Origin of the sequence: Streptomyces sp. NPDC001604, assembly GCF_042893475.1 — a bacterium.
In the GTDB taxonomy this organism is placed as follows: Bacteria; Actinomycetota; Actinomycetes; order Streptomycetales; family Streptomycetaceae; genus Streptomyces.
In genome coordinates, this window is sequence record NZ_JBIAUY010000002.1 from 207,098 (window position 1) to 220,382 (window position 13,285).

6 protein-coding genes are annotated in these 13,285 nt (G+C 71.1%); 3 read left to right on the forward strand and 3 right to left on the reverse strand.

The features are described 5' to 3' along the window. Nucleotides 1-2: 2 nt before the first annotated feature. The gene (locus ACFY1E_RS06155; protein ID WP_389072034.1) at nt 3-1,514 is read left to right on the forward strand and encodes a hypothetical protein; all 1,512 of its coding nucleotides are present in this window, start codon (nt 3-5) and stop codon (nt 1,512-1,514) included. Continuing rightward, nucleotides 1,507-4,179 carry a hypothetical protein gene (locus ACFY1E_RS06160; RefSeq protein WP_389072036.1) on the forward strand — a complete coding sequence of 891 codons (2,673 nt, stop codon included), beginning with the start codon at nt 1,507-1,509 and terminating at the stop codon, nt 4,177-4,179. Before ACFY1E_RS06155 ends, ACFY1E_RS06160 begins: the two co-directional genes overlap by 8 nt. A gap of 75 nt (nt 4,180-4,254) precedes the next feature. Here the strand turns inward: ACFY1E_RS06160 and ACFY1E_RS06165 are convergent, their stop codons facing one another. Genes ACFY1E_RS06165 through ACFY1E_RS06175 form a run of 3 tightly spaced genes read right to left on the reverse strand, consistent with a single transcriptional unit; the run spans nt 4,255 to nt 8,714 of the window. Then, nucleotides 4,255-4,797, reverse strand: coding sequence for a hypothetical protein (locus tag ACFY1E_RS06165; protein ID WP_389072038.1), 543 nt, complete (start codon nt 4,795-4,797; stop codon nt 4,255-4,257). Between the two features lie 29 nt (nt 4,798-4,826). Continuing rightward, nucleotides 4,827-6,671 carry a trypsin-like serine peptidase gene (locus ACFY1E_RS06170; protein ID WP_389072040.1) on the reverse strand — a complete coding sequence of 615 codons (1,845 nt, stop codon included), beginning with the start codon at nt 6,669-6,671 and terminating at the stop codon, nt 4,827-4,829. A 45-nt stretch (nt 6,672-6,716) separates the two neighbouring features. Continuing rightward, nucleotides 6,717-8,714, reverse strand: a complete 1,998-nt coding sequence (locus tag ACFY1E_RS06175) for a YncE family protein (RefSeq protein WP_389072042.1) — start codon at nt 8,712-8,714, stop codon at nt 6,717-6,719. A gap of 503 nt (nt 8,715-9,217) precedes the next feature. Between ACFY1E_RS06175 and ACFY1E_RS06180 the strand changes: the two genes are divergently transcribed. After that, a complete protein-coding gene (locus ACFY1E_RS06180) occupies nt 9,218-13,231 on the forward strand; it encodes an AAA family ATPase (RefSeq protein ID WP_389072045.1) in 4,014 nt (1,337 codons plus the stop codon). Nucleotides 13,232-13,285 lie beyond the last annotated feature (54 nt).

Here is a 13,285-nt window from a genome sequence, read left to right on the forward strand (position 1 = left end):
GCATGGTCGCCGTCGGTGGGAAGGTGCAGACACCCGAGATCGTGGACGGACCGGGCTGGAGCCGCCCGGGACTGGACGTCGCTGCAGGCCGTTATCCGCTCTCGGTAGAGCGGCATGTGATGCGCATGGTCGATCACCTGGTCCCCGGTGTGACCGCAGTGACTCCGCATGCGCGTTACTACGCACTGCACGGGCTGATCGCGGTGCAAGCCGAGGTGGAAGACCTGACGGTGCCGGCCGCCCAGACTCTGCTTCGCCGCGCGGAAGTGGCCCTGGCCGCCGTGTCGTTCGCCCACCATCCGCAGGCTCTGGAGTGGCTGCCACGTGCTCATGGCGTCGATGCCCTGGCCCGGCGGCTGCACGCTGGGGCGGTCGCCATGTCCGAGGCCGAGGTCCCGGGCAAGGACGGGTACGTACGCAACTCGTGGGGGTTCTGGGGACCGTACGCCGGATCCGAGGTCGCGCTCGGCATCCTCGGTGCGGGCCACGTGCCGGTTCCCGGACCGCGGCTCGAGACGGCGGCACTACGCGCTGGACTGGACGGGCTGCTCGAACTGGCCGCCGAGGACACGCTGAACGTGGATGATCTCGCCTCTTTTGGGGACCGGTTGTGCGTGTGCATGGGCGGTGAGCAGCCTGACGGGGCGTGGCTGGCGAACCTGATGTGCGAGGCCGGTGCACCGGCCGAAGCAGGCTCCCGGTCGGCAACGCGACGACAGACGATTCAGCTTCTGGCTCGTGTGGTCGCCACACATCCCGTCCGGTTCTTCACCCGCGACGTCGGCCATGTGCTCGCGTTCGGTGACTTCCTGAGCACCGATCCCGTGGCCAGCGGCATCGATGCGGCGAGCGCCTGGCGCGGAGTGGTGCTGCGGAACTACTCGGTCGGAGCGTGGCGCCGTCTGTGGTCCTGGCTGGTGGAGCAGGTCGATGGGCTGCTACCGATCGAGGAAGTGGCCGACCGCTTCGCCGCGGACTTGCCCGACATGACGGTGGACGCCTTCCTGTCCTCTCTTCCTGCGACGCAGAGCACGACCGGAGCGCCGTTGCCCGCTGAGCACGACCTGCGGTGGGCGGGTGACCCCTTGCCTCTCGCCGAGCTGCGGGTGCTCGCCGCCGGCGCCCGTCGGGTGGACGAACTCACCGGTCGGGTCCGGGACGCGTTCCTCGGACAGCGCGGTGTCGAACTCGGCCCGGAATGGGTCCAGCGGCGGCTTGACGAAGCCCGGCCCATGAAACTGCGCGATGTCGCCCGCCGACTCACCCACGACCTGGTGGCGCGGTCGCAGCGGATCGCGCTGGCCAAGGCCCGTCGACGTACTGACGGCACGTTGTGGTTACCGACCCGGCTGCACGAGCGGGGCGGGCTGTTGTACCGGACGAGCCAGGAGGGGCGCGGTGACGTCGGGCTACGGCTGGATCAGCTCGGAACCGTCCTGGCCACCTGCGGCGTACTGCAGTACCACGACCAGCACTGGTCGGTGACCAGTAGCGGGAGGGCTCTCGTTGACTGAGACCGCATCGGCACCGAGAGGGGTGGAGCCACCAACCACGTTCGCCTCTCCGCTGACCCTCATCCTCGACGAGGAGCGCACGGGCGGGCGGAGCCTGGAAGAAGCGCTCTTCCTCAGCTTCACCACCGATCTCGGCTTTTTCGAGGAGGTCGCCCTCGGCGTCACCCAAGCCACCGGGGCACGCGTCACGGTGGCGGGAGATGTCTCCATGGCGCGGAACGATCCCCGGTCCGTCCGGCGGGCCGGCCGCAGCTACCTCGCAGGGCTGGCATACGCACATGGTGCCGCGTTCCATCCCAAGCTGATGGTCCTCGCCGGACCGGAGCACGCCACCATCGCCCTCGGCTCCGGCAACACCACCCTGGCCGGCTGGCAGGCCAACGCCGAACTGTGGACGGTTCTGCGGGTGGACGGCGAGCAGAGTCCCGCCGCCGTTCCGGAGGTGTCGGCATGGCTGCGCGACCTCCCGGAAAAGGTGAGGTTCTCCGCCGGCGTGCCGCAGGCGCTGGATCGGGTCGCGGCACTGCTGGACCGGCTCCACCGCGGCAGGACGCCCACAGCACCGCAGGTCCGCGTCGTCAGCAGCCTGCGCTCGCCGATCATCGATCAGTTGCCGCGGGGGCCGGTCGACGAACTGGCCGTGTTCGCGCCCTTCTATGACCGGCGCTCAATGGCACTGCGGCGGCTGCTCGAACGCTTCCGTCCGAGCAGGTTCACCCTCGCCTACCAGCCCGGGCTCAGCGACCTCGACGGCCCGTCGGTCGCCGCCCTGGTGAAGGAGTACGACGGACGCGTCATCAGCGACAACGACCAACGGTACCGTCATGGAAAACTCGTCGAGTGGGTCTCCGAGGGACAGCGGTGGGCCCTGACCGGCAGCCCGAACCTCTCCGCCGCGGCCCTGCTGCTTTCCCAGGGCGACGGCGGCAACTGCGAACTGGGCATCCTCACTCCCATACCCGCCCCCCTCCTTCCGGACGGCACCGCCGAGCCCGCCGCCCGGCTTCACACGGCCCCACCCCTCCCTCGCCCCATCGCCGTCGGTGGGCCGCTGCTGCTCGGTGCACTACGCGTACCGGACGGCCTGGAGATCAGCGTGGCCCGGCCCCTCTCCGACACCGCTCACCTGGAGTTGTCCCAGGCGGCAGCCCCGCCGGAGAGATGGGAGCGCATCGCCGAAATCCCGCCCGGCCAGGCCATGCTGACGGTAACGGCTCCGGCGGATGCAGGCAGCCGTGTGCGTCTGGTCGTGGTCGACAGTGACGGCGTACCGAGCTTCGGCAACATCGTGTTCGTCGTCGATCCTGACCGCGCCCTGCGCCGAATGACCCCGGCTCAGTCCCAGGCTCCCATGACACGGCCACCCGACCTGTTCGCGGATCCCCGGCTCGCCGAACGCTTCCTGGGCGACCTGGAAACCCTCCGCACGGGACTTCCCCCCACCCCAGCGGGCGTATCCGCGAGCAGCAGCACTGGCGGTGCGGTCGCGACGGCCCCGCTGGACAGCGACGAGGACGGCTGGGAACGCTATCTGGACGAGTGTGCCGGGCGCGTCGGACACCCGCTCACGCGCTTCGCGCTGGGGCTTCCCCTGCCCACGGAGACCAGCGCGCCCTTTCAGGACCTTCTGCCCGTCTCCTGGGACGAGCGGTTCACCGACGACATCGAAGCAGCCCTCGACGAGGACGACGCGGAGGCCGTGGCAGCAGAGCACGACCCCGAGGCAGCCGGTGCCGAAGCGAGCAGCACCGCCAACCTGCCCGACCTCCGGCAGGCCGACCAGGAAGTCCGCCGTAGATACCGGCGCTGGGTGGAGCGCCTCGTCGCCCTCGCTCCCCACCTGGGTCCTCCCGAGCGCATGCTCGTCGTCCGGCTGACCCTGTGGACCGTCGCGGCAGGCGCCTGGCCGCCGGCGCACACCGACTGGGTGCCACTGCTCTCCCAGGCCGTCCGTGCACTGAACCGAAACGACCTCCCCGAGCGGATCGAGCCCCAGGTCGGCAGCCTCGCAGCAGTCGCCCTCGCCGTGCTCCGAAGCCACGCCCCACGCTACGAAATCACCCCTGAGACACTCGCCTTCAACGAAGCCTCCCAGGCAGTCGGCCACCTGCTTCCCGCCGTCGATTCCGCGTACATCACGGAATACTCGACGTTGCTCGACACAGCCTTCGGCCCGGCCGTCGACCAGGCCGCCGTGCTCGATGTCGCGTCGGACGTCGTCCAGGACGATCCCCTCACCGACGCTGTATGGTCCCTCACCGAGAAGGGCCGCGACGTACACCGCCACGGGCAGCTCCTGCTCCACGTGACCGGCCGCTTCAGCAACCCCGCGCTGGTGGCACTCGAAGCAGTCGGCGCCGCCGAACACGCGCGACTGGTCGGAGCCTGGGCCAGCGCGGGCTCGAACTCGGGCGAGGGAGCCTGGGCGCTGGTCGTCTGGCGTCGACCCGACCTCATCGTGGTCGATGCCCGCCGGCCGATTCCCCTCTGGCGGCATTACCGGCTTACCGGGCTGGTAGGCCCCCGAGCCCTGGCCGCACAGCGCGGCTTCGAATCCGCCGTCTCCGTACCCCACGGCCCCCGCAACCAGCCCTTCGACCTGGCACAGCAAATCCTGTCGGAGCTCAGCCTGGGCGGGCCCCGGCCACCACGCTGCGAGCCGTAGCGTGGTGGGCTATGACCCTTGAACCTGGCCCGGCGGCTCGCCGCATCCCCGTCGTCCCAGTGAAGGACCGCCGGGCTACGGCTGTGTCCTGCCGCGCCGGCGCCTGGCCACCGCGAAGCCCGCCAGGGCCAGTGCGGCGACGCCGCCGCCGGTGGCGGTGGCCAGCGTGGTGGTGTTCGTCGCGGACGATCCGGACGCCTGGGCGCAGTAGGAGCCGGCCCCGGCGACGGTGATGGTCGTATGCCTCTGCTCGGCGGTGAGTCCCTTGCCGGGGGCGGCGATGTCGACGGGGTAGCTGCCCGGCTCGATTCCGCAGCGGAGCGTGCCCTCGCCCTGGCCGTAGCTGTTCTTCTGCAGCGTCACCTTCACCGGGTGTCGGAATGCCGGGGAGGTCACCGTGAAGCTTCCGTTCTCGTCGGCGGCCAGGGACGTCAGGTCGACTCCTGAGGTCACCTCGACGGGCGCGCCCGGCCTCAGCGGCCCGTCGGGGGTGCTGTCACTGTCCGTCGGGGCGGGGCTGACGGCGAGGCCCGGGTCCTCGGCTGCGTGGGCGCCGGGTGCGGCTGCGAGACCGAGGGCGGCTGCGGTGCACAGGATGCCGGCCATGCGCAGGTGCATCCGGGGTACCTCGCCTTCCTGAAAGGTGATCAGGCGGCCTTCGGCGGGACGAGCATGTGCTCGCGGCCGAGGGTCGTCGTGGTGTCGGTGTAGAGGGTGGTCTCGCCGTCGGACCAGCGTACGAGCAGGTCGTCGGCGTCGCCGGGGGTGTAGGCGCCGGCGGTCATGACGGCGGCGTGGGTCCACAGTGTGTTGGACGACTTCAGCTCGACCTCCGTTCCCACGCCGGAGGCGGAGGAGTCGCGGTAGAGGCTCAGTCTGCCGTCGGACCAGCGCACGAGGACGTCCCAGTTGGCACCTCCGGTGAAGTTCCCGGCGGCGAGCAGGGTGGCGTGGCGCCAGGTGTCGTTGGGCGGCTGCAGCCGGTGTTCGTGGAGGAATCCGCGGCTGTCGACGTCGGTGTAGAGGGTGGTTTCGCCGTCGGTCCAGCGGACCATGACGTCGTCGGGCGCCGGGTTGGCGCTGTAGCGTCCGGCGGTGATCTGGACGGCGCCCTTCCAGACGCTGCTGGGCTTGGCCAGCTGGGTCTCCCCGGCGAAGCCGCCCTTGCCGTCCCCGGTGTACAGGGTCACTTCGCCGTCCGACCAGACCACCATCAGGTCGGAGGCGCCGTTGTCGTCGAAGTCCCCGCCGGCGATGGTCCTGGCGTGGGTCCAGGTCGAGGACTTCGCGATCCGGTGCTCACCGGAGAAGCCGCCGTTGCCGTCCCCTGTGTAGAGGGTGACTTCGCCGTCCGACCAGACGACGATCATGTCGGTCCTGCCGTCGCCGGTGTAGTCGCCGGAGGCGGTCTTCATGGCCTGCTGCCACCGGCCCCCGCCGGTCGGGTACATGCTGTAGCCGCGCGGGTACTGGGTCGGAGTGGTGTTGTTCTGCGCGGCCGCGTAGATCTCGAGGGCCCGCTGGTCGAAGGTCGTGGAGAACGAGATGCGGTCGCTGTTGTTCTCCAGGCCGCCGCCGTAGTAGCCGCCGAGGTTGCCGATGACGGTTCCGCTGCCGGTGCTCTTGTTCAGGCCGGTGATCCAGGGGCTTCCGGAGGTGCCGCCGTAGAAGCCGCCGCAGTCCATGCGCATCTGGTGGTAGCCGGCCAGCCGGCTGGTGGTGACGCCGGCGCACATGAAGGGCCGGTTCTTCGGGTTGTGGCTGCCGGGGTAGCCGATGACGGTGACGTTCTGCTTGTACTGGCCGTTCACCTGGCCGAGTCGGAGCGCCGCGCCGACGGCCTTCTGCGCGCTCTGCCCTCGACCGTTGGCGGCGACCAGGGCGAAGGCGTAGTCGAAGTCGGAGTAGGCGTCGCGGGTGGGGTGGCCTGCGGCCTGGTACCAGCGTGCGTCACGGACCCAGCTCTGCACCGCGAACCGGCCGTAGGGAGCGGGGTTGTTCGCGCTGCCGTCGTAGCGGGGCACGAACATGCCCTTGGAGCCGCCGGAGCAGTGCGCGGCGGTCAGGATGACGTTGCCCTGCGGGCTGTCCACGAGGCTCGCGGAGCAGAAACGCCCCGTCAGCTGGTCGGTCGCCGGGTCCCGCACGTAGTGGAAAAAGGTGCCGACGGTGGGGACACCGGCGAAGTAGACGCCGTTCTTCGGCGCGGCCGCACCCTTGACGAGGGATTCGGCTCCCCTCCCGGCCGGGGCCTCGCCGCGCGGGCTGTCCGGGGTGGCCCGGGCCATCCGCTCAGGTGTCCAGAACTTCTCGGCCTCCGCACTCGTCCATGCCTTTCCCCGGCCCGCGTCGTGCGCGGTCGACGCGGCCGGCACCGTCCTGATGGCGGTGTCGGGGCGCGCGGAGGCGGGTGACGCCGCCGCGAGGAGGAGAGCGGAGGCCGCTATCGCGGCACAGGTTCCGAACGTGTCACGAAAGGTGGGTATTCGCACGGTTTCCTTGTCTGTGAGGGCACGTGTGGCGAGAAGCGGCCGGTCTCAGCTCGTGAAGATGAAGTACTTCCACGTCCCGTAGGTCGTCGAGTTCACGTTGTCGCCCGAGGTCGTGTCGATGTAGGACGAGCGGATGCGGAAGCGGACGCCCGTCGGCGGGGTGCCGGTGAGTTCGAGGGTGTCCTGGCCGTCCGAGCCGAGGACGAGGTACTCGCTGTGCGTGGCGCGCCAGGCTCCCTGGGAGTAACCCTGCACCTCGACCCGGTACTTGCGGTTCGGGTACGGCGTCATCGTCGTGTCGAAGACGGGGTCCTTGGACTTGTGGAAGTAGCGGTACGTCTGGTTCCACGCGGTCTGGGACTTGTAGTAGCCGCTGAGCGCGGTCGAGACCCGGACCCGTGCGCCCACGGTGCTCGTGACCGTGGCGGGCGCGTAGCGGGTGTCGCCCGTGAACTTGGCGGTCAGCTTGGTGTCGCGGGTCAGGTAGAGGCTCACGGACAGGTTCCCGGAGGAGTCGACCGCGCCGGACCTGACCAGCTTGCCGGGCTTGTCGCCGCCGTACGGGTCGGCGTAGATCTCGACGGTCCGGTTCTTGTACGTCGTCCCCAGGTGCGCCGTGAACTTGACCTGGGTGTTGTACGAGTACACCTTGCCGTTGTTGTCCAGGGTCAGGGCGGTCGCCGTCTTCGAGACGTTCACCGTGGCGGTGGCGGTGGCGCTCGCGTGGTAGTCGTCGCCCGCGTAGCCGACCGTGTACGTGACCCGGCCGCCGGCCGGCGGGGTGTCGGCGAAGGAGTACGAGCCGTCGGCGCCGACCGTCGCCGTGCCGAGCGGCTTGCCGGACGGGGACTCGTCGTCGGTGCGGCGGACGGAGACCGTCGTGCCGGGCGGGAAGGACGCGTCCGAGGTCAGCTTGCCCGTGACCGTGAGCGTCTTGGCGCGGGGCGCGATGGCGGGGGCGGTGGCCGTCAGGGTGGCGGCGGCCTTCAGCGGGTCGTCGTAGATCCGCAGCGAGTAGGTGTTGTTGCTGTCGTACGACACCGCGAACAGCTTGCTCTCGTCCGGTGCCCAGGCCAGGCCGCTGCCGGCCAGCTCGTCCGAGGCGGTGCCGCCGGTGGAGCTGGGGAGGTCGTACTCCCGGGTGGGCGTCGAGGCGCCCGCCTTGAAGAGGTGGATGTCGGAGCCGTAGACGGAGTCGGTGCCCGCGGCCACATCGCCGTTCGGCGCGATGTCCACGGCGTCGGGGTAGTTGGTGGTCTCGTACTTGCCGTCCGCCGTCAGGTCGGAAAGCTTGTAGACGGCCTGGTAGTACGGCGACCCGCTGGCCGTGACGACGTCCTTGCCGTCCGGTGTGACCGCGAGGTCGCGCAGGTTGCCGCCGCCGGTGCTGCCCGGGTCGAAGGCGTACGCGGTACGGCTCACGGTGCCCGACGAGACGTCGTATACGGCGAGTTCGACCGGGCTCTGGCCGGGTGCGCCCGCCACCACAGTCCCCGGGGCGCCGGGCGAGGCGTCCAGGATCGGCGCCTGGTAGAAGGTGTTCCCGTCCTGGTTCAGGGCCACGACCGGGTCGGTGCCGCTCAGGTCGAGCGAGCCGATGTTGCCGTTGGCCGCGCCGCCGTAGCCGAACCAGAGCTTGCCGCCCGTGTAGGCCACGTACTCCGGGTCGGTGCCGTCACCCGTCGGGTAGGTGTGGGTCTCAGTGGCGGTGGCCGTGTCGATGGCCACGATGGCGTTCGCGCCGGCGACGGCCGCGTACAGGGTGCCGGAGTCGGCGGAGAGCTCCAGGCCGCGGACGCCGGGCAGCGATTCGACCGTGCCGACGACGGTGCCGCTGTAGTCGGTCGCGACGACCTTGCCGCTCTTCGGGTCGCTGATGAAGACCCGCTGGTGGACGCCGTCCACGACGACGTCACCGGTGGAGGCGACCGGCAGGACGGCGCTGGAGTCGGCCAGCGCGGGCGCGGCCGAGGTGAGAGCGAGCGCGGTCGAGCCGAAGAGGACCGCGAGTGCGGTCGCGGCCGTGAGAGTGCGGGTGCGCACGGTGGTTTCGAACCCCCCGGAACGAAAAAAAGAGCCCCTGTGGAACTGGGGACGTGAGCGGAGCGTAGGTCACGTCGGTGACGGCTGATGCAAGGGAGGGTCAACGGTGATCAAAAAAGTCTCCGATGGTGATCAACCTCGCAGTACCTCGACCACACAGTGATCAAAAGCACTCCGCGCCGTTCGGCTCCGGTCCCTCCCCTCGTGGGGACCGGTGTCGAACGGCGCGGATCTCGGAGGCCCGGGCGATGGAGCCGGCGCCGCCGTCCCGTGGCTTCCGCTGAAGCCTGGCCGAGAAGGTTCGGCGCCGTGCGCTGTCGTCCTGGGCGCTGAGCTGATGGCCTGCGCGGACGGTGCCCGACGGGTTCGCCCTTGCGTCGTGATCCTGCCATTTGTGGCTTCCCGTGAGGAGATTCCGGTGCCGGTCCGGAGGCTTTCGCCGCAGGTCAGCCGTATAAAGTGAGTTTTCCGGTCCGGATGACCAAGCGCGGGGGGAGTAAGGAGTGGAGGCCTTGGGTTCCGACTCAGGGGCACGTACTGCCTTCGCGGAGCGGCTCGCTCTGCTGTACAAGGAGGCGGGCAACCCTCCTCTCGCGCGGGTGGCCGAGGCGGTCGTACAGCTTCAGCGGGTGGACGAGCGGGGGCGGCCCGTACGGGTCTCCGCCCAGCGGATCAGCGACTGGCGACGGGCCAAGAACGTGCCGGCCCAGTTCGCCGCGCTCACCGCGGTGCTGCACGTCCTGATCCCGCAGGCCCGCCGGGCGCGGCCCACGCCGGTCTCCACCGGTCTGTACGACCTGGGGCACTGGCAGCGGCTGTGGGAGCGGGCCCTGGCCGACCCGGCCGGCGACCGTCCCGCGGCGGCCGCCGAAGTGGACGAGCGGCCTCCGGTCGAGGATCCGGTCGCCCCCAGCGTGTGTCCGTACCGCGGGCTGGCCTCCTACCGGCAGGAGGACGCCCGGTGGTTCTTCGGCCGGGAGCGCAGCACCAACGCCCTCGTCGACCAGTTGCAGGCGGCGGAGAAGACCGGCGGCCTGGTCATGCTCGTCGGTGCCTCAGGGGCGGGGAAGTCGTCCCTGCTCAACGCAGGGCTGGTGCCCGCCGCGCAGAACGGCGCACTGGGCGGCGACGACAGCCGCCCGAGGACGGTCGTACAGCTCGTGCCGGGAGCCGATCCCGTCGGGGAGCTGACCCGGTGCATCCCGGAACTCGCCCCCGTCATGTCCGGGGCGGACGGCTCCGCCGCACCGGAACCCGGCACTCCCGCCTTCGCGCACGCCGTCCGGGGAGCCGTCGCCGAGTGGGCACGGCGCGAGGCGCCCTCCGGTGAGCGGCCGCTCCTCATCGTGGACCAGTTCGAGGAGGCCTTCACCCTCTGCGCCGACGAGGCGGTCAGGCACGCGTTCGTCCAGATCCTGCACGCCGCGAGCTCGTCCGCCGGAGCGGACGACCCGGCCGTCCTGCTCGTGGTCCTCGGGATCCGCGCCGACTTCTACGATCAGTGCCTGCGCTATCCCGAACTGGCCGACGCGCTGCAGCACCGGCACATGGTGCTCGGACCGCTCAGCACGGCCGAGCTCCGCGAGGCGGTGACCGGGCCGGCCAAGGCCGTGGGCCTCGAGCTCGAACCGGGGCTCGCGGAGCTGATCGTCCGGGAGGTGAGCGCCGACGGGCCGCGCGGGGCGCACGACGCCGGGGTGCTGCCGCTGCTCTCGCATGCGCTGCTCGCCACCTGGCAGCGGCGGAAGGCGGGCCGGCTCACGCTGGCCGGTTACCGGGCCGCGGGCGGCATCCAGGGCGCGGTGGCCGCGACCGCCGAGCGGGCCTGGTCGAGCCTGGACCCGCCCGCCCGTACGGCCGCCCGGCTGCTGCTGCTGCGGCTGGTCCGGCTCGGCGAGGACACCCAGGCCACCCGCCGTCGGGGGACCCGGCGGCAGCTGGCGCAGGAGTCGACCGATCCCGGCAAGACGGAGGAGTCGCTGGAGGCGCTGGTCCGCGCCCGGCTGGTGACGCTCGACGCGGAGACCGTGGAGATCACCCACGAGGCGCTGCTGACCGCCTGGCCGCGGCTGCGCGACTGGATCGACGAAGGCCGCAACGACCATCTGCTGCGCCAGCGGCTGGAGGAGGACGGCCGGGCCTGGGAGGGCTCGGGCCGCGACTCCTCGCTGCTGTACCGGGGTTCGCGGCTGGCCCAGGCCCGCAACTGGGCGAAGTCCGCCGGCGACACCTTCCTGACCCGCAGCGCGGTGGAGTTCCTGGCCGCCTCGGTACGGCTGCGCAAGCGCACCCTCGTGATGCGGCGCGGGGCGGTGTCCGCGCTGGTCGTCCTGTCGGTCCTGGCGGTCGGTGCGGCGGTCATGGCCTGGCAGCAGCGCAATGACGCGGTGTTCGAGCAGGTGGTCGCGGAGGCCGACCGCGTCCAGTACACCGACCCCTCGCTCTCCGCCCAGCTGGACCTGGTCGCCCACGATCTGCGGCCGGACGACCCGGGCACCAACAACCGGCTGGTCTCGATCGTGAACGCGCCACTGGCCACGCCACTCCTCGGCCACACCGGCGCCGTCTACCTCACCTCCTTCAGCCCCGACGGGAAGCTGCTCGCCACCGCCAGCTACGACCGCACGGTCCGGCTGTGGGACGTCAGCGACCGCTCGCACCCGAAACCGCTGGGCAGGCCGCTCACCGGCCACACCAGCTGGGTGAGCACCGCGCTCTTCAGCCCGGACGGCCACACCCTGGCCAGCACCGGCGACGACGGCACCGTCCGGCTGTGGGACGTCCGGGACCCCGCCCACCCCAAGCCGCTCGGCACGCCCCTGAACGGCCGCACCGGCACGATCTATCTGCTGGCCTTCAGCCCCGACGGCCGCACGCTCGCCGCTGCCGGCGAGGACCACACCGTACGGCTGTGGGACATGACCGACCCTGGTCGGCCCGGGACGATCGGTGCTCTGACCGGGCACTCCGCCGCCGTGCGGTCCGTGGCCTTCAGCCCCGACGGCCGGCTGCTGGCAGCAGGCGGCGACGACGACATGATCACGCTCTGGGACATGACCGATCCGCACCGCCCGAAGCGGGTCGACAGGGTACTGAAGGGCCACACGGACACCGTGCACTCGGTGGCCTTCAGCCCCGACGGCCACACCCTCGCCAGCGGCAGCGCGGACGACACCGTCCGGCTCTGGGACGTCACCGACCCGCGCAATGCCACCGAGCTCGGCTCGCCGCTCGCCGGTCACACCGGTCCCGTGTGGTCGGTGGCCTTCAGCCCCAAGGGCGGCATGCTCGCGGCCGGCAGCGCGGACAGCACGGCGAGCCTGTGGAACGTCAGCGATCCTGCTTCGCCCTCCCAGATCGGCGAGCCGCTCGCGGGCAGCAGCGGCGAGATGTACGCCGTGGGCTTCAGCCCCGACGGCCGCACCCTTGCCACCGGCAGCGGCGACAGCAAGGTCCGCCTGTGGTCGGTGCCGACCTCGGACATGGTCGGCGCCTTCGGAGCGTTCCGCCCGGACGGGCGGGTGCTCGCGATGGCCGCGCGCGACGGGCGGATCCGGCTGTGGAACGTGAAGGTTCCCGGCCGGCCGGTGGCGATGGGCCGACCGTTCATGCCCGCGGACGGCGGCCAGCGCCAGCTGGCCTTCTCCCCCGACGGCCGCACGCTCGCCGTACTGAGCGGCCGCAAGCAGCTGTACCTGTGGAACGTCACCCACCCGTCCCGGCCGGTCCCCTACGGGGCGCCCCTCACCATGCGGACCCGCTTCACGGGCACCGACGCGCTGGCCTTCAGCCCGGACGGACGCATCCTGGCGAGCCCCTACGACGACCGCACCATCCAGCTGTGGAACGTCGCCGACCCGTCCCGTGCCGCCAAGTTCGGCCCGCCGCTCGCCGGTCACAAGGGCTTCATCAACAGCCTCGTCTTCAGCCCGGACGGCCACACCCTCGCCAGCGGCAGCGCGGACGCCACCATCCGCTTCTGGAACGTCACCGACCCCCGCCGTGTCACCTCCCTCGGCACACCGCTCACCGGGCACGGAGGACCGGTCAACGTCCTCGTCTACAGCCCGGACGGCTCCACGCTGGTCAGCGGCAGCGACGACGACACGGTCCGGCTGTGGAACGTCACCGACCCCCGCGAGGCGGCCGCGGTCGGCGCCCCCCTGACCGGTCACACCGAAGCGGTCGTGTCGCTCACCCTCAGCCAGGACGGCCGCACCCTGGCCAGCGGCGGCAACGACAACACCGTCCGCCTCTGGAACGTGGCCCACCCCTCGGAGGCCGCCCCCATCGGGCAGTCCATGAGCCCCAACGCCAAGACCGGCAACTTCCTCTCGTTCAGCCCCAGGAGCCATCTGCTGGGGGTGTCGAGCGGCGCCGACACCGTGCGGCTGTGGAACCTGGACACGGACGACGCGATCCGGCACATCTGCTCGGCCACCCAGGGCGTGCTGACACCGGAGAAATGGCACGAATATCTGCCACGGCTCTCGTACAAGCCTCCGTGCGGCCCCTAGTCCGATCCGGTGAACGCCCTGGTGGCGGCTGCTGGTCAATGGGGCCGACCCAGT

Bases quoted from the DNA above. Each gene is read 5' to 3' on its own strand.
- ACFY1E_RS06155 (WP_389072034.1), top strand. From the start codon at position 3: ATGGTCGCCGTCGGTGGGAAGGTGCAGACACCCGAGATCGTGGACGGA.
- ACFY1E_RS06165 (WP_389072038.1), bottom strand. From the start codon at position 4,797: ATGCACCTGCGCATGGCCGGCATCCTGTGCACCGCAGCCGCCCTCGGT.